This window comes from Pseudomonas sp., from assembly GCF_048269965.1.
In the GTDB taxonomy this organism is placed as follows: domain Bacteria; phylum Pseudomonadota; class Gammaproteobacteria; order Pseudomonadales; family Pseudomonadaceae; genus Aquipseudomonas.
Genome location: NZ_JBLWTV010000028.1, coordinates 1 through 16,331, shown reverse-complemented (window position 1 = coordinate 16,331; position 16,331 = coordinate 1). Strand labels below are relative to the sequence as shown.

At 62.4% G+C, this 16,331-nt stretch carries 20 protein-coding genes; 17 read left to right on the top strand and 3 right to left on the bottom strand.

All coding sequences use genetic code 11. The features are described 5' to 3' along the window. Positions 1–185: 185 nt before the first annotated feature. From ACN0X6_RS22635 to ACN0X6_RS22555, 17 genes are all read left to right on the top strand, one after another. Positions 186–1,100, top strand: coding sequence for a LysR family transcriptional regulator (locus tag ACN0X6_RS22635; protein ID WP_090337725.1), 915 nt, complete (start codon positions 186–188; stop codon positions 1,098–1,100). Positions 1,101–1,362: 262 nt separating this feature from the next. Further along, complete coding sequence (locus ACN0X6_RS22630; protein ID WP_280052254.1) at positions 1,363–3,354, top strand: conjugal transfer protein TraG; 1,992 nt, start codon at positions 1,363–1,365, stop codon at positions 3,352–3,354. Continuing rightward, positions 3,351–3,785 carry a CopG family transcriptional regulator gene (locus ACN0X6_RS22625; RefSeq protein WP_179576620.1) on the top strand — a complete coding sequence of 145 codons (435 nt, stop codon included), beginning with the start codon at positions 3,351–3,353 and terminating at the stop codon, positions 3,783–3,785. Before ACN0X6_RS22630 ends, ACN0X6_RS22625 begins: the two co-directional genes overlap by 4 nt. A 59-nt stretch (positions 3,786–3,844) precedes the next feature. Beyond that, positions 3,845–4,813 (top strand): P-type conjugative transfer ATPase TrbB, encoded by a 969-nt coding sequence (trbB, locus tag ACN0X6_RS22620; RefSeq protein WP_280052313.1) that lies wholly within the window; start codon positions 3,845–3,847, stop codon positions 4,811–4,813. Continuing rightward, positions 4,713–5,126: a TrbC/VirB2 family protein gene (locus tag ACN0X6_RS22615; protein WP_417707413.1), complete on the top strand. Its 414-nt coding sequence runs from the start codon at positions 4,713–4,715 to the stop codon at positions 5,124–5,126. Before trbB ends, ACN0X6_RS22615 begins: the two co-directional genes overlap by 101 nt. Continuing rightward, on the top strand, positions 5,123–5,395 hold the full coding sequence (locus ACN0X6_RS22610) for a VirB3 family type IV secretion system protein (protein ID WP_280052252.1): 273 nt from the start codon (positions 5,123–5,125) through the stop codon (positions 5,393–5,395). Before ACN0X6_RS22615 ends, ACN0X6_RS22610 begins: the two co-directional genes overlap by 4 nt. Positions 5,396–5,405: 10 nt before the next feature. Continuing rightward, positions 5,406–7,835: a conjugal transfer protein TrbE gene (trbE, locus tag ACN0X6_RS22605; RefSeq protein ID WP_417707411.1), complete on the top strand. Its 2,430-nt coding sequence runs from the start codon at positions 5,406–5,408 to the stop codon at positions 7,833–7,835. After that, the gene (trbJ, locus tag ACN0X6_RS22600; RefSeq protein ID WP_280052250.1) at positions 7,832–8,566 is read left to right on the top strand and encodes a P-type conjugative transfer protein TrbJ; all 735 of its coding nucleotides are present in this window, start codon (positions 7,832–7,834) and stop codon (positions 8,564–8,566) included. The genes trbE and trbJ overlap by 4 nt, the downstream gene beginning before the upstream one ends. A gap of 12 nt (positions 8,567–8,578) precedes the next feature. Then, a complete protein-coding gene (locus tag ACN0X6_RS22595) occupies positions 8,579–8,764 on the top strand; it encodes a hypothetical protein (protein WP_280052249.1) in 186 nt (61 codons plus the stop codon). Then, on the top strand, positions 8,761–9,921 hold the full coding sequence (gene trbL / locus ACN0X6_RS22590) for a P-type conjugative transfer protein TrbL (protein ID WP_280052248.1): 1,161 nt from the start codon (positions 8,761–8,763) through the stop codon (positions 9,919–9,921). Before ACN0X6_RS22595 ends, trbL begins: the two co-directional genes overlap by 4 nt. A gap of 12 nt (positions 9,922–9,933) precedes the next feature. Beyond that, a complete protein-coding gene (gene trbF / locus ACN0X6_RS22585) occupies positions 9,934–10,641 on the top strand; it encodes a conjugal transfer protein TrbF (RefSeq protein WP_280052247.1) in 708 nt (235 codons plus the stop codon). Next, entirely contained in the window at positions 10,638–11,624 is a 987-nt protein-coding gene (gene trbG, locus ACN0X6_RS22580) for a P-type conjugative transfer protein TrbG (protein ID WP_280052246.1), read from the top strand. Before trbF ends, trbG begins: the two co-directional genes overlap by 4 nt. A 2-nt stretch (positions 11,625–11,626) precedes the next feature. Beyond that, on the top strand, positions 11,627–12,889 hold the full coding sequence (locus ACN0X6_RS22575) for a TrbI/VirB10 family protein (protein WP_280052245.1): 1,263 nt from the start codon (positions 11,627–11,629) through the stop codon (positions 12,887–12,889). Beyond that, a complete protein-coding gene (locus ACN0X6_RS22570; protein WP_090337706.1) occupies positions 12,886–13,119 on the top strand; it encodes a DUF2274 domain-containing protein in 234 nt (77 codons plus the stop codon). Before ACN0X6_RS22575 ends, ACN0X6_RS22570 begins: the two co-directional genes overlap by 4 nt. Before the next feature lie 95 nt (positions 13,120–13,214). Continuing rightward, complete coding sequence (locus tag ACN0X6_RS22565; RefSeq protein WP_090337704.1) at positions 13,215–13,457, top strand: type II toxin-antitoxin system RelE/ParE family toxin; 243 nt, start codon at positions 13,215–13,217, stop codon at positions 13,455–13,457. 17 nt (positions 13,458–13,474) lie between these two features. Beyond that, a complete protein-coding gene (locus tag ACN0X6_RS22560; protein WP_090337702.1) occupies positions 13,475–13,762 on the top strand; it encodes a HigA family addiction module antitoxin in 288 nt (95 codons plus the stop codon). A 44-nt stretch (positions 13,763–13,806) separates the two neighbouring features. After that, entirely contained in the window at positions 13,807–13,980 is a 174-nt protein-coding gene (locus tag ACN0X6_RS22555; protein ID WP_167375894.1) for a hypothetical protein, read from the top strand. Positions 13,981–14,096: 116 nt separating this feature from the next. Here ACN0X6_RS22555 and ACN0X6_RS22550 read toward each other — a convergent pair whose 3' ends face one another. The 3 genes from ACN0X6_RS22550 to ACN0X6_RS22540 all read right to left on the bottom strand — a co-directional run bounded on the left by ACN0X6_RS22550 (position 14,097) and on the right by ACN0X6_RS22540 (position 16,191). Next, entirely contained in the window at positions 14,097–15,032 is a 936-nt protein-coding gene (locus ACN0X6_RS22550; RefSeq protein ID WP_090337700.1) for a nucleotidyl transferase AbiEii/AbiGii toxin family protein, read from the bottom strand. Continuing rightward, complete coding sequence (locus ACN0X6_RS22545; RefSeq protein WP_090337697.1) at positions 15,016–15,837, bottom strand: type IV toxin-antitoxin system AbiEi family antitoxin domain-containing protein; 822 nt, start codon at positions 15,835–15,837, stop codon at positions 15,016–15,018. The genes ACN0X6_RS22550 and ACN0X6_RS22545 overlap by 17 nt, the downstream gene beginning before the upstream one ends. 126 nt (positions 15,838–15,963) lie before the next feature. After that, complete coding sequence (locus ACN0X6_RS22540; RefSeq protein ID WP_244155388.1) at positions 15,964–16,191, bottom strand: hypothetical protein; 228 nt, start codon at positions 16,189–16,191, stop codon at positions 15,964–15,966. Positions 16,192–16,331: the final 140 nt, after the last annotated feature.

Below are 16,331 nucleotides of genomic sequence, written 5' to 3'. Positions count from 1 at the left end.
GCTCCGAATGTTTCTTGTGAGTCGGACTGGGGGTGGCACTAGTGGATATTCGCTGCACGGCAACAACGTTCCGGGTTCGCAAACGATCCGGGTATTTCCAGCTAATGCGCAGAAGCAAAGTTAATGGTTTTCTGAAAAGCCTGTAATACAATGAAAATAACTTCATTATTTCTTGCAGGTTAATTATGAATCCAGTATCGGAACTGGCCTTCTTCACCCAGCTGATCAGACTGGGCAGCCTGGCGGCGACTGCGCGCGAACTCAACCTGACACCGCCCGCAGTCTCCAAACGGCTGGCACAACTGGAGCAGCGCCTGGGTGTGCGACTGCTCAATCGCACCACGCGCAGCATCAGTCTCACTGCCGAGGGTGAGCTCTATCTGAATAGTGCCCAGCGCATCCTCGGCGAGATCGAGGAAATGGAGCGCCAGGTATCCAGCAGTCGGGCGAAGCCAAAGGGGTTGCTACGCGTCAATGCCCCCCTGGGGTTTGGCCGCACGCATGTCTGCCCTGCAATTTCTTCGTTCGTCCGGCACTATCCGGAGGTCGAGGTCCAACTGCACCTGACCGACCGGCCGATCAACCTGCCGGACGATGCTATCGACGTTGCCATCCGCTTCGGGGACTTGCCCGACTCCCGTCTGATTGCCCGCAAGATCGCTGCGAATAGACGCAGACTGTGCGCGGCCCCTTCCTATCTGGAAGCCTTCGGCAATCCTGAAAGCCCCAAGGACCTGATGCAGCACAACTGCATTGTGCTGCGTCAGAACGATGCAGCCTTCGGTATCTGGAGACTGAGTCGGGGCAAACAGAGCGAGTCGGTAAAGGTACGCGGCAACCTAAGCACCAACGACGGAGAAGTCGCACTGAACTGGGCCTTAGAGGGGCACGGCATCCTTATGCGCGCCGAGTGGAACCTAGCCAGCCACCTAAGCAGCGGCCGGCTGGTGGAAGTACTCAGCGACTACGAAACCCCACCCGCAGATATCTATGCCGTCTACCTCGAACGCCTCAATCTATCTGCTAAGGTGTCTTTCTTCATCGAGCACTTGCGTGAGTTCTTCAGTCACAAAAGCGATGGATTCTTTCCGTTAGCTTAGAAACTTCTTTTTGTGGGGTGAGCTCAATGCTTCCGGATCAAATGACCGCTTTTGGCCGATTCCCGCCTGATGGTTGGTCGCCACAGGTCATCTACACCATGTCTTACTGATCTTGCCCGCCAACCGCCATAGTTTTCTCTATCGCCCAATACGTCTCAGTCCCCACCGAAACGGTCTTTGACCCCTCCCCTCCCAATGCCGAACCTCTCGCCCACGGCACATCTGCGTGCCGTGTGTTTTGCCTGGGAGGTTGGGTTCAGGGATGCAAGCGACGACGGTGCTGTACGGCCAGGTGTTGGTGGTGTTGTCCATTACCCTGTCCGGGGTGTGGGGTGCTACGCAGTGGACGGCTGCTGCGCTTGGCTACCAGGCCCGCCTGGGGGCGCCCTGGTTCGATCTGTTGGGCATACCGGTCTATCATCCCTGGCGTCTGTTCGAGTGGTGGTTCGTCTTCGATGCCTACGCGCCGGAGGTCTTCAATGTAGGCGGTAGCATCGCTGCATGCAGCAGCCTGCTGGCGTTGGTGGTGGCCATTGGTATGGCTATCTGGCGCGCGCGCCAGGCACGCCGCGTCACCACCTACGGTTCGGCACGTTGGGCCGATGCCGATGAGGTGCGCAAAGCTGGCCTGACCCAACCTACGGGTGTGTTCCTCGGCCAATTCGAAGATCAGTATCTGCGCCACGAAGGCCCCGAGCATGTGCTGACCTTCGCGCCGACGCGCTCGGGCAAGGGGGTCGGCCTGGTGGTACCCACCCTGCTCTCCTGGCCGGCGTCGGCGGTGATCCACGACATCAAGGGCGAGAACTGGAGCCTGACCGCAGGCTGGCGTTCACGTTTCTCCCATTGCCTGCTGTTCAACCCCACCGACCTGGCCTCGGCCGCCTACAACCCGTTACTCGAAGTGCGTCGCGGTGCACACGAGGTGCGCGACGTACAGAACATCGCCGATATCCTGGTCGACCCGGAGGGCGCACTGGAGCGGCGCAACCATTGGGAGAAGACCAGCCATGCGCTGCTGGTCGGCGCCATCCTGCACGTGCTCTACGCCGGCCAGGACAAGACCCTACGCGGCGTTGCCAACTTCCTCTCCGATCCGGCCTGCACCTTCGAGCTGACCCTGCACCAGATGATGACCACGCCGCACCTGGGCGATGCGCCGCATCCGGTGGTGGCCTCTGCGGCGCGGGAGGTGCTGAACAAGAGCGACAACGAGCGCTCGGGCGTGCTGTCCACGGCCATGTCCTTCCTCGGCCTGTACCGTGACCCGACGGTGGCCGAGGTCACCTCACGCTGCGACTGGCGCATCGCCGATCTGATCTCGGCCGAGCATCCGGTGTCGCTGTACCTGGTGGTGCCGCCCTCGGATATCAGCCGCACCAAGCCGCTGATCCGCCTGATCCTCAACCAGGTAGGCAGGCGCCTGACCGAGTCGCTCGACGGTTCCGACGGCATCGAGCGGCGGCACAAGCTGCTGCTGATGCTCGATGAGTTTCCGGCACTCGGGCGATTGGACTTCTTCGAGACGGCGCTGGCCTTCATGGCCGGCTATGGGCTGCGCGCCTTTCTGATCTCGCAGTCGCTGAACCAGATCGACAAGGCCTACGGCCAGAACCATTCGATCCTCGACAACTGCCACGTGCGGGTGACCTTCGCCACCAACGACGAGCGCACCGCCAAGCGCATCTCAGAGACCCTCGGCACTGCCACAGAACTGCGCGCGCAGCGCAACTACGCCGGCCACCGTCTGGCGCCCTGGCTAGGCCATCTGATGGTGTCGCGCCAGGAAACCGCACGCCCGCTGCTGACTCCGGGCGAAGTGATGCAACTGCCCAGCGACGAGGCCGTGGTGATGCTCTCAGGTCTCGCTCCGATCCGTGCGAAGAAGCTGCGCTACTTCACCGATGCCAACTTCCAGAGCCGGGTACAGCCGGCGCCGCGCTTGCAGCCGAGCCGCTACGCCGATGCACCGGCGCCACGGGCGGACGACTGGAGCGGCCTGGCCGTGCCTGCGGCCGTTGACGCTTCAGCGGCCGACCTGAGCGACGGCGAGGCCATCGAGGACGGCGGTCCACGCCGTCAGCCCGAGCTAGCAGAGCTCGCCCAGTTGCCGGATCACGACGAGTTAACCAGCGACCTGCTGCTGCTCGACGAGGACGACATTCCCGCCCCCTTCCCCACCCAGCCGGACCCACGCCTGCAACGCGTGGCGCGGCTGGCAGCCCTCGACCCTGACGATGGAATAGCCCTATGAGCCGAGCCCGCCTCAACCTATTTATCCAACCTGAGCATGCCAAGCGCCTGAACGAATTGGCGATCACCAAGGGCGTGTCGAAGTCCTCAATCATCGCCGCGGCGCTGGCCTCCTGGCTGTCGCCCGAGTCCGGCGAGCAGCGCGAGGTGGCCATGGCCAAACGCCTGGATCGCCTGTCAAGTCAGTTCGAGCGCCTGGAGCGCGACCAGCACATCCTGATCGAGACTGTGGCGCTGTATGTGCGCTACTACCTCACGGTCAGCACGCCGATACCAGAGGCGCATCAGGAAGCAGCACGCTCGCAGGGCAAGCTGCGATTCAGCCAGTTCGTAGAACAACTGGGGCGTCACTTGCAGCGCGGACGCAGCCTGGTCAAAGACGTGCACGAAGAGGTTCAGGCAGAGGCCCAGGTCTCGGGAGAGCGTCCATGACTGTCGCCTCGTCCCCTTTGCTGAGTGCAGCGGCAGCTTCTCTGGATCGGCGCACGCGTATGTTGCGCACGGCGATGGGCCCGCTGATTGCCGCGGCCCTGGATGATCCGGACGTGGTCGAGGTGATGCTCAACCCCGATGGCGTGCTCTGGCTGGATCGCCTGTCCGCTGGCCGAGCCCATCTGGGCACGCTGGCAGCTGCCGACGGTGAACGGATCATCCGCCTGGTGGCAGCGCATGTCGGCCAGGAGGTACATCGCAACAAGCCGCTACTGAGCGCCGAACTGCCAGAGACTGGTGAGCGCTTCGAAGGTGTACTGCCGCCCGTAGTGGCCGGGCCGACCTTTGCCCTGCGCAAGCGTGCCGCCGGGATCATTCCGCTGCAGCAGTACGTGGCCGACGGCATCCTCAGCACGGCGCAAGCCGAATACCTGCGCGTGGCAGTGCACGAGCGGCAGAACATCCTGGTGGCCGGCGGCACCAGCAGCGGCAAGACCACCCTGGCCAACACGCTGCTGGCCGAGGTGGCCGGCAGTGGTGACCGCGTGCTGGTGCTGGAGGACACGGTCGAACTGCAGTGTCCGGCCCTCGATCACGTTGCTCTGCGCACCAAGCCTGGCGTGGTCTCCATGGCTGATCTGGTGCGCAGCACGCTGCGTTTGCGCCCCGACCGCGTGGTGGTCGGCGAGGTGCGCGGCGGTGAGGCACTGGATCTGATCAAGGCCTGGGGCACCGGCCATCCCGGCGGTATCGCCACCATTCACGCTGGATCTGCACAGGGCGCACTGCTGCGCCTGGAGCAACTGATTCTGGAGGTCGCCCTGACCGCGCCGCGGGCGTTGATCGCCGAGGCGGTCAACCTGGTGGTGTTTCTCGCCGGGCGTGGCAGCACGCGCTATGTCCAGCAGATCGCTCGCGTCACCGGCCATGACGAGCGCGGCTATCAACTTACGTCCATTGCCCCCGCATTCATTCCTTCGCTGCCTCAGGAAAACAGCCATGACTGCCTGCCATCCTCGCGTTGCTAATCGTCGCCGCTTCATCGGCGCCTTGATGCTCGGTGCCCTCTACCTGGGCGCCTCCCTGCCTGTGCTCGCCGCTGGCTCCGGGATGCCCTGGGAAGGACCACTGCAATCGATCCTTGACTCGGTACAGGGTCCGGTGGCGCGCATCATCGCGGTGATCATCATCATTACCACAGGTCTGACGCTGGCCTTCGGCGACACCAGCGGCGGCTTTCGCAAGCTGATCCAGATCGTCTTCGGCCTGTCGATTGCCTTTGCCGCATCGTCGTTCTTCCTCAGCTTCTTCAGCTTTGCCGGCGGGGCGGTGATCGCATGAACGGCGAGCGCGAACTCATCCCCGGTTTCGAGGTGCCACTGCACCGCTCGCTGGCCGAGCCGATTCTGCTCGGTGGCGCACCACGCAACGTGGCGATCCTCAACGGCACTCTGGCGGCAGTGGTCGGCCTGGGCTTGCAGCTGTGGCTGCCTGGCTTGGCGCTCTGGTTGGTAGGCCACTCGCTGGCGGTGTGGGGTGCCCGTCTGGACCCGCAGTTTCTGCAGGTATTTGCCCGGCACATCAAGCAGCCGTTGCTGCTGGATGTGTGAGGAGGCCGCCATGCTGAACCTCACCGAATACCAGCGCCGCCCCGCCCAGCTCGCAGACTGGCTACCCTGGGCCGGTCTGGTCGCACCCGGCGTCGTATTGAACAAGGACGGTTCGTTCCAACGCAGCCTGCGCTTTCGCGGGCCAGACCTGGACAGTGCCACCCAAGGCGAGCTGGTGGCTACGTCGGCGCGCCTGAACAATGCCCTGCGCCGCCTTGGCTCGGGTTGGGCGCTGTTTATCGAGGCCGAGCGCCTGGCGGCAGCCAACTACCCTGACAGCAACTTCCCCGAGCCGCTGTCCTGGCTGGTGGACGAGGAGCGCCGTGCCGCCTTCGAGGCCCAGAGTAGCCACTTCGAGAGTAACTACCACCTGACGCTGCTGTACCTGCCACCGGAGGAATCGCGCTCGCGCGCCGCCGGCCTGCTCTACGAACACCGTGCGCAACGTGGTGTCGACTGGCGCGAACGGCTGACCGCCTTCGTCGCCGAGACGGATCGTTTCTCCGACCTGCTGGACGGGGTGACGCCAGAGCTCGCCTGGCTCGATGACAGCCAGACGCTGACTTACCTGCATGCCACGATTTCGACCCATCACCAGCGGGTGGCTGTACCAGAGGTGCCCTTCCACCTCGACGCCCTGCTGGCCGACAGTCCTTTGGCCACCGGCCTCGCGCCACGCCTGGGCGAGCAGCACCTGCGCGTGCTGTCGGTACGTGGTTTCCCCGCCTCGACGTGGCCAGGCGTGCTGGATGATCTCAACCGCCTGGGCTTCGCCTATCGCTGGTCGACCCGTTTTATCTGCCTGGAGAAGGACGAGGCCGAGAAGGAGCTGGTGCGCCTGCGCCGGCAGTGGTTCGCCAAGCGCAAGGGTGTCCTGGCACTGCTGCGCGAAGCGATCTTCCAGCAGGAAAGCCCACTTCTCGACAGCGACGCGTCGAACAAGGCCAGCGACGCCGACGCAGCGCTGCAGGAGCTCGGTGCCGACCAGGTCGCCTTCGGCTATGTGACGGCCACGGTGACGGTGAGCGATGCCGATGCCCAGATCGCCGACGAGAAGCTGCGCCGGGTCGAGCGGGTGATCCAGGGCCGCGGCTTCGTTACCATCGCCGAGAGTCTCAACGCGGTGGATGCCTGGCTGTCGTCGATCCCCGGCAACGCCTACGCCAACGTCCGCCAGCCGCTGATCTCCACGCTCAATCTGGCGCACCTGATGCCGGTCTCGGCAGTCTGGGCTGGCCCGACACGCAACGAACATCTGGATGGCCCGCCATTGGTGATCACCCGCACCGATGGCGCAACACCGTTTCGCCTGGTCACCCACGTTGGCGATGTCGGCCACACGCTGGTGGCCGGCCCCACGGGCATGGGCAAATCGGTGCTGCTGGCGACCTTGGCCCTGCAGTTTCGCCGTTACCGGGGCTCGCGCCTTTTTCTGTTCGATATGGGACGTTCGCTGCGCGCAACGGTGCTGGGCCTGGGTGGCGAGCACTACGACCTTGGAGGCGACGGCGATCTGGCCTTCCAGCCTCTGGCGCGCATCGATCAGCCGGGATACCGAGCCTGGGCCGCCGAGTGGCTGGAGGCTCGCCTGCTGCAGGAAGGCGTGGCCGTCGGCCCCGAGCAGAAGGCCGCACTGTGGACGGCACTGGACAGCCTGGCCGGCGCGCCGGAGGCGCAGCGCACGCTGACCGGTTTGTCGGTGCTGCTGCAGGACAACGCCCTGCGCCAGGCGCTACAACCCTATGTACTGGGCGGTGCTCATGGCGCATTGCTGGATGCCGATCAGGATCGGCTGGGCAGCGCCGACGTCCAGTGCTTCGAGATGGAGCAACTGATGCACAGCAAGGCGGCGGTGGCCGCCGTGCTGAGTTATCTGTTCGCCCGCTTCGAGGAGCGCTTCGACGGCGCGCCGACCCTGCTGATCCTCGACGAGGCCTGGCTATTTCTCGACGACCCGCTGTTCGCCGCGCGCATCCGTCAGTGGCTCAAGACCCTGCGCAAGAAGAACGTCAGCGTCATCTTCGCCACCCAGTCGCTGGCCGACATCAAGGATTCCAGCATCGCTGCGGCAATCATCGAGAGCTGCGCCAGCCGCATCTTCCTGCCTAACCCACAGGCGGGCGAGCCGCAGATCCGAGGCATCTACCAAGGCTTCGGCCTCAACGACCGGCAGATCGAGATCATCGCCCAGGCCACGCCCAAGCGTGATTACTACTACCAGTCGCGCCTGGGAAACCGCCTGTTTGATCTCGACCTGGGGCCGGTGGCGCTTGCCTTCGCCGCCTCGGCCAGCCCGGCCGAGCAGCGCGAGATCGACCGCATCCAACAGTCATTCGGCACCGCCAGTTTCACCCCTGCCTGGTTGCGTCACCGCGGCCTGGACTGGGCCGCCGACCTGCTCACCGCTTATCCCTCGTCACGCAAGGAGTGCCTGCCATGAGATCCCCTGTCCACCGTTTTCCCTGCGCAACGCTGCTGGTATTGGGTCTGCTGGCCGTGAAGCCGGTAAACGCTTTCACCGTAATCGATCCGACCAACTTGGTGCAGAACACCCTGACTGCGGTGCGCACCCTGGAGATGGCGAACAACCAGGTTCGCCAGTTACAGAACGAGACTCAGATGCTGCTGAACCAGGCCCGTCATCTGCAGCGCTTGGACTACAACGTCGTCAGCCAGTTACGCGCGAGCCTGGCCAATACCGAGCGGCTGCTCGCCGAGGCGCGAGGGCTGGCCTACGAAGTGCAGCGCCTGGATCAGGAGTTCAGCCGACTCTACCCGGACGAGTACACCGGCGACGTCAGCAGCCAGCGCCTGGCAGAAGAAGCACGCGAACGCTGGCAGCAGGGCCTCGATGGGCTGCATACGGCGCTGCGCGTGCAAGCTCAGGTGACACAGAGTCTGGCCGAGGATGAAAGCGCCTTGGCTACTCTGGTGCAGCAGAGCCAGTCCGCGGGTGGTGCCTTGCAGGCTGCCCAGGCTACCAATCAGTTGCTGGCCCTGCAGGCCAAGCAGTCGATCCAGGCGCAGCAACTGCAGATCACCCAGAACCGCGCCGTCGCCTTGGAGCTTGCCCGTCAGTCTGCAGCGGCCGAAGAGGCGCGCGAACGCCGGAGACGCTTTATGGGCAACGGCACGCCCTACACCCCCTACCCCGTGCAGTTCTATCGGTAGGGAGGCGTCCTCATGAGATTCCTGACACTGCTACCGCTGCTGGTGCTGGTCGCCTGCGGACAGGTCGACAACGGGGTCATGGCTCGGCAAGACGATGCGGCTGAGCGCTTCTACTCAGGCTGTGCTCAGCCCGGCGAGTTTCTCCGGCCTGCTGATCTACCTGCGATACCACCAAGCTTCGACGAGGACGTGCAATGAACGACGTCAGCGTGATCGACCGATTCCTCGAGGTGTTCGGGCTGTATATCGACACCGGCTTCGGCCTGCTCGGCGGTGAGGTGGCCTTTCTCACCATGACCCTGGTGGTGATCGACATGACCCTGGCCGGGCTGTTCTGGGCCATGGGCGGTGAGGACGTCAGCGCCAAACTGATCCGCAAGACCCTCTATGTCGGTGCCTTCGCCTTCATCATCGGCAACTTCAATGCCCTGGCGAAGATCGTCTTCAACTCCTTCGCCGGGTTGGGTCTGCTGGCCTCAGGTTCCGGGCTGAGTCATGCGGAGTTTCTGCAGCCAGGGCGGCTGGCCGCGATTGGGGTTGATGCCGGAGGGCCGCTGCTTGAGCAGATCAGCAGCCTCAGCGGTTTTCCCGAAGTCTTCAGCAACCTGCACAGCATCCTGGTGTTGTTCCTGGCCTGGCTGGTGGTGATCGTCAGTTTCTTCTTCCTGGCCATTCAGCTGTTCGTCACCTTGGTTGAGTTCAAGCTGACCACCCTCGCCGGCTTCGTGCTGGTGCCCTTCGCGCTGTGGAACAAGACTGCCTTTCTCGCCGAGAAGGTGCTGGGCAATGTGGTCGCGTCAGGCATCAAGGTGCTGGTACTGGCCGTGATTGTCGGCATTGGCAGCGGGCTGTTCGCCGAGTTCCAGGCTATGCCGGACGAGCCCTCCATCGACCATGCACTGGTGGTCATGCTCGCCTCGCTGGCCTTGCTCGGCCTGGGCATCTTCGGGCCAGGCATTGCCACCGGGCTGGTCTCCGGCGCACCGCAACTGGGTGCTGGTGCAGCAGCCGGTACTGCACTCGGCGCGGCGGGCATGGCAGCAGGTGCGGCTGCGGTCGCCACGGGTGTCGGCGGCGCGGTGCTGGCCGGTGCACGCATGGCGCCCGGTGCAGCACGCTTGGCAATGGGCGGCGCTCGCTCTCTGGCAGGAGCTTCTTCCAGCGCTGCGGCAAGTGGCACCCCAGCAGCTTCCGATCCTGTAACTGCCCCTGCCAAACAGCCCGACTGGGCCAGGCGCCTGCAGCGCAGGCAACAACTCTCACAGGCCACCAGCACGGTCGCCCACACCCTTCGTGGTGGCGATGGCGGTGGTTCATCACCTGGGCCGCAGATCCGCGACCCATCGAATTCGTAAAGGAGGACGAGGATGCGATTCAGACGTCCACGGGTGCGCTACAGCGACACTCCTCAACCTGTCACCCCTTACCAGGCCGCGGCACAGGCCTGGGACCTGCGCATGGGCAGCAGCCTGGCGCAGGCACGCAACTGGCGACTGATGGCCTTCGGTTGTCTGTGCCTGGCGTTGCTGATGGCTGGCGGGCTGGTCTGGCGTTCGGCGCAGTCGACGGTGACGCCCTACGTGGTGGAGGTCGACAACCTCGGCCAGGTGCGCGCCGTCGGCGAAGCCGCCAGTCCCTACCAGCCCCAGGATGCACAAATTGCTCACCACCTGGCGCGCTTTATCGAGCAGGTGCGCTCGCTATCTATCGATCCGGTGGTGGTGCGGCAGAACTGGCTGGAGGCCTATCACTACACCACCGACCGCGGCGCGGCCACCCTCAACGACTATGCCCGCGCCAACGATCCCTTTACCCGGGTCAGTAAGGAGACCGTATCGGTGGAAGTCACCAGCGTAGTGCGTGCCAGCGACAGCTCGTTCCAGGTGCGCTGGATCGAACGCCGTTTCGTGAATGGTTCAGCCGCCGACCTGGAGCGTTGGACCGCGGTGATCTCGCTGGTACTGCAGCCTCCACGCACCGAGGAAAAGCTGCGCCGCAACCCGCTCGGCATTTACGTCAACGGCCTGTCCTGGAGCCGTGAACTGGACACTACGGAAGGAGCCAAGAAACCATGAAAACCTCCCTTAGCCTCTGTATATGCCCTCTGTTGCTGAGCGTGCTGGCCGGCTGCGCCAGCCAGGAACCGCCAGTGATAGCGCTGGATGAACCGTTAGAAGCGCAGCGCCTGCCGGAGCCGCCCAAGCCCATCGAGGTAGTGGAAGTACCCAAGCCCCTGGCCCTGCCCGCCCAGCTCAAACCATTGCCGGAAACTCAGCGCAGCCAACCGACCAAGGAACCGGCCGATGAGCGCGTGCGGGTCTCGCACGCCAATCGCGAGGCTCGGGTGGCACCGAGCCGGGAAGGCTATATCAACGCCATCCAGGTCTGGCCCTACTCCGATGGCGCGTTGTATCAGGTGTACACCAGCCCGGGTCGGGTGACGGCGATTAACCTGCAGCCCGGCGAAGAGTTGATCACCGTGGCCGCCGGCGACACCGTGCGCTGGATCGTCGGCGACACCACCAGCGGAAGCGGAGACGAGCTACGCACCAGCGTGCTGATCAAACCGACGCGGGTCGACCTGAAGACCAACCTAGTGATCACCACCACGCGCCGCACCTACCTGATCGAGCTGAGTTCCACCGAGCAGGCCTGGATGGCGTCGGTGTCCTGGGACTACCCGAAGGATCGCATGCTCGCCCTGCAACGCCGCGCCAGTGAAGCCCAGGCCGCGGCGCCGGTGGACGCCGGCCTGGCGCTGGAGCAGCTGCGCTTTCGCTATGCAATCAGCGGCAGCAATCCACCCTGGAAGCCGCTACGTGCCTTCGATGACGGCCGCAAGGTGTATATCCAGTTCCCCGCCGGTATCGCCCAAGGCGAGCTGCCGCCGCTGTTCGTAATTGGCCCCGAAGGTGACGGACAGTTGGTCAACTATCGCTTCCGCTCGCCCTACTACATCGTCGACCGCCTGTTCGGCGCGGCCGAGCTGCGCCTGGGTGCTGACAAGGGTGACGTGGTGCGGATCGAGCGCACCGACGGCGTGGCACGGAGGCCATGAGCATGACGGGTAAGGACAACGACGCAAACGCGGCAACCTCGCTACCGCCCAAGGAGGCGCCGGAGTCGCTGGAGCTGCGCGCCAAGCCTCGCCCGGTTACCCGCCTCAACCCACGCATGCTGGCGGTAGTGGTGGGCGGCCTATCGGCTGCGGTACTAGGAGCCATGCTGTGGTCGCTGCAACCGCAGCAGCGCCGCCAGGGCGCCGAGCCGAACGAGCTATACAACGTCGACCGAGTGGCACGCTCCGAGGGGCTGGAGCAGTTGCCGGGAGACTACTCGCAGCTGCCGCCTCCCCCTGCACCCGAGGTGCCGCAATTGGGGCCGCCGCTGCCCGGCGATCTGGGCGGGCCAATCCTCAGGGCCGAACAGCAAGCGCAAGGTTATGGAAATGGGCCAGATGCCGCCGAAGCAGAGCGCCTGGCCCTGCTCAAAGAAGCTGAGGAAGCAGCGCAGTCCTCGGTATTTTTCCAGACCAGCAGCGCGCGGAATTCGAATATCGCATCTGGTGGTGGCGCTCAACTCGATTCCCCTGCTCTGGGTATGGCTTCGTCAGGCGCAGTAGCCGCCGCAGGAACACCAACCCAGCAGGAACGGAACGAGGCGTTTCTCAGTAAATCCGTAAATGCACAAATCCGTAATTCCGGATTGCTGCAGATGCCTGAGTCGCCCTACCAGGTGATGGCCGGCACCATCATCGCGGCGGCGCTTGTCACCGGTATCAAGTCGGATCTCCCCGGCGACGTGATCGCCACGGTGACCGAACCGGTCTACGACAGCTCCACCGGCCAGCATGTGCTGATTCCGCAAGGTGCGCGCCTGCTGGGTCGCTACAACAGCCAAGTGAGCTACGGGCAGAGCCGCGTGCAGGTGGTGTGGCAGCGGGTGATCTTGCCGGACACCTCGTCCTTCCAGCTCGACAACCTGGTCGGTACCGATGCCGCCGGCTATGCCGGTCTCGAGGATGGCGTCGACTGGCATTGGGATCGGGTCGTCGCCGGCGCGGCCATGACAAGCCTGCTGGGCATCAGTGCAGAGTTGGCAGCACCGACCAGTCGCACCGATGGCGACCGCATCATCATCGCCGGACGCGACAGCCTGCAGGACACAGTGAATCAGGTCGGCCAGGAAGTCACCCGTCGCAACCTTGATATCCAACCCACGCTTACCCAGCGTCCCGGCCTGCCCCTGCGCGTGATCGTCAACCGCGACCTGGTGCTGCGTCCCTATCAGCCCTTCTCCGCTCAAATGAGGAGCCCACAATGAGTACGACCAAGCTGCGCCTCGGCCCGCTGCCGAAAACCGAGAACCTGAAGCTGACCTTCACCTGCCCGGCCAGCCTGAAGGCCGACCTCGATCGCTACGCGGCGCTGCACTCACAGACCTACGGTGAAGAGGTCGACGCCCTGACGCTCATCCCGCACATGCTGGAAGCCTTCATGGCGAGGGATCGGGTGTTCAGGAGAATAAATACACAATCTTGCACCGGCAATTGATAAGTCTGCATTCCCCCTCCCAGCTGCCGTGATTACAACGGAAGAAAACCCACACACGGTTGAAAACCGTGACCTAATACATCACACTTCTCACCATAATCGTAAGCTTCCGGCACAAAGGTCTACGCATTTTCTTTGAATCTGGCTCAACCAAAGGCATTCGGGCCGACCACGCAAAGCGTCTGGGCCGAATGCTGAGTTTTATGGATAGAGCCAATGAACCCGCCGACCTCGACATACCCGGTTGGCGGCTACACCCCTCAAAGGGGAACTGGCGAGTGATCTTTCGATTCGTGGGTAGCGACATCGAACTCGTCGACTACCTTGACTATCACTAAACAGGAGGGGGTTCTCCATGGCCATGTTCAACCCACCGCATCCTGGTGAAACCCTGCTTGAGGACGTGCTCCCCGAACTGGGCATCAGCATTGCCGAACTTGCCCGCCGCCTTGGCTTTGCGCGGGAATCCCTGTCTCGCATCTTGCACGGCCATGCGCCGGTCAGTCCGGATTTGGCTGTTCGCCTAGAGTTGGCCGGCATCGGCAAAGCTCGCACCTGGCTCGGAGTGCAAGCCGACTACGACCTTTGGCAAGCCAGGCATCGCGAACAGCCGAACATCGAGCGCTTTGCTGCAATTGCTTAGTTCCGTATGGAAGATGACGACTGATAACGAGGGAGGCGACATCGATGAGAAGAAAGATTCTTGGGCGCAATTCAAGCCCGCTGTCGACCTTCTTCAGGAACAGCTCTGATACAGCCAAGCGCGCTGCTTATGGCGCAGCAGCTGAGCGTGCCATCGAAAGTCAGCGCAAGGTACTCGAAAAAGCGAAACTCATTCGAGAAGCCAAGGCAATAGCCTGAAGTTTTCGTCGCGCCAACGAGCGCTGCTATCCACGTACGGCTTTGAGGGATTAGCCTTTCCAGCGACGCCCACCCAGTACATGCCGAAATGACAACGGCTGGGCAATCCGCGAACACTACCGACGATCAAACATCTCGAAGGCCGCTTGCAACTGAGAATGGTCGGAAGCCCGCTTCGCAGATGATCGTGAAGCAAGATTCTGCAGTTTCCGTTTTACCGCAGGTAGCTCTGCTGCCTGTGGCAACTCGATCAAGTCAAAATCTGGATTCTCCATCTCGACGGATTCCAGAAATGCTCTCGACTGCGGGGTAAGCCACTCTGAAATTTGTCGAAGAAGCCTGGCGCGCTGCTCCAGCAGTATCTCTGAGCTGACAGGGGCAGCAGTCATACCACGGAAGTGGGTCTGGTATATCGCCTCGAAATCCTTGGGTTCATTGGGAACCAGCATCTCCCAGGCAGGTTTCGGGCTACAGGTCATGTAGATCAGGAACGTTCGCCAAAGTCGCTCATCTGTGCGCGGATCGGCCAGAAGCAAACCGATATCAAACAGGTCGCGCGGATGCTGCCTCGACAATGCTGCTGCCATTTTCCCCGCATATAGATCCGCAAAGTCGAGCACCTGGATCGAGGCAAAGCCAAAGGCCTCCTGGACCTGCGGCTGGACAACCATTGTCCGTACCGGATGCACGGAACCGCGCATCACCGGAGTCGTTTCTATTTGGACTCGGGCTCGTCCACGACTCACTATCAGTCTGTTTATGAAGCCACCTCTCTCTGGCGCCGATGTTTGTACCTGTAGCCTTAATGGCGCAGAGCCAAGTGCCCTTCCCAGACTTTCTAATGCATCGGAGATCTGACCAGCATCCTGCGCATAGTCCTGCATCGGCAACCAAGTCAGATCGATATCCACAGACAACCTGGGCAAGTCATGCTCGAACAGGTTGATCGCCGTCCCCCCTTTGAGGGCAAATCGTGTTTCTTTCGCCAAGGTCGGCAGAATTTCCACCAATAACTGGACTCGGTCGGTGTAGCGCTTATCCCAGGTGCTCATCAAGATCCACCGGCAAGGTTATTTGGTAGGTTGGGTTCAAGCGACCACCGGGAACCAGGCAACGCTTTCCCTTCCCTAGATAGACGCCGTCCAACGAGAGATGATCCACCCAGGCGTGCTGGTGGCGTTCTGCGAGGGCTAGGAACAAGCGCTTGGCTTTTATGCTGGTGCAATGTCGCAGCAGCATGCTTACCCTTTGGGGACGAAGGGTGTCCGCGCCCTGCATCAGCGCATCCACTTCATAAACGAGCGACGCGTCTGACACGCCATCACACAGCTCGAGGATTGCGCGCTCAGGTGTCGCGACTACGATGCGGCCGCGGTCGCCATCAGCATCCACCCACTCGAGCCCAAGATTCCTTAGGGCTTCGTCATCCATGTCGGCCTTGAATGACAGTGCTGAAAGATTGAATGGGCTTTTGCCACACAACACTAACTCAGCTTTCAATGGAAGCTTATCCACCCAGGCAGGGAGGCTTCCAGGACCATACAGAGTAACCGTCTCACGCTCGCCCAACCGCAGGTAGTGCTCGTGCCCATGCCAAGCCAAGGCAAAACGCCCGCCAACATGCAGCGGCAATCGTTCTCCTTCCTGCAACGCACGCACTACAGCAGCCCAGGTGAGACGTCCGCCTCGTCGTTGATAGATTCCACGCGCAGGCGATTCCAGCCAGCCGCTCGCGATATATCGCGCTACGAGGTTGCTGCTGTAGCCATGAGCCTTCAACCAGCTACTGGACACCAGATCGCTGTCGCCGAGCCCTGCAAGCAAGGAGTTTAGTTTTTCAGGTTTTTGCACACTCATAGTGAGCAAAATAGAGTTTTTCTAAACCGCCCGCAAGGAGAAGGTTTACAGAAACCAAAAAAAACTCACCATTAGTGAGCAAAATTTAGTTTTTATAAACCAGCACCGAGGAGCTCTTGAACATTGCTACAGGCGCTCCCGAGGCCCCTTCCATTCCAGCAACGCCTGTAGCGGATCCAGCTCGCCAACAAGCTCACGCTCTTGGGCGAGCTTGGCCATAGCAATGCAGCGCTCGGTTTCGGGCAGCTTCGATACGGAGTTCTCCGCATCACTGAAAAAGGCCTGGATCCGCTTTATGTCATCCCACTGCTTAATGACATGAGTATTCGCATTGGTTCCGACACTAATTCGCATGCCTAACCGACACTGATTCCCATGCCTAACCGACACTGATTCGCACGCAAAATCGACACAACATGTAGTGGTCTACTGATTCCGGACACCGATTTAGGCGAAAATCCTCGCCGTGAAAGAGGTGTCTGATGAGCAAGCAA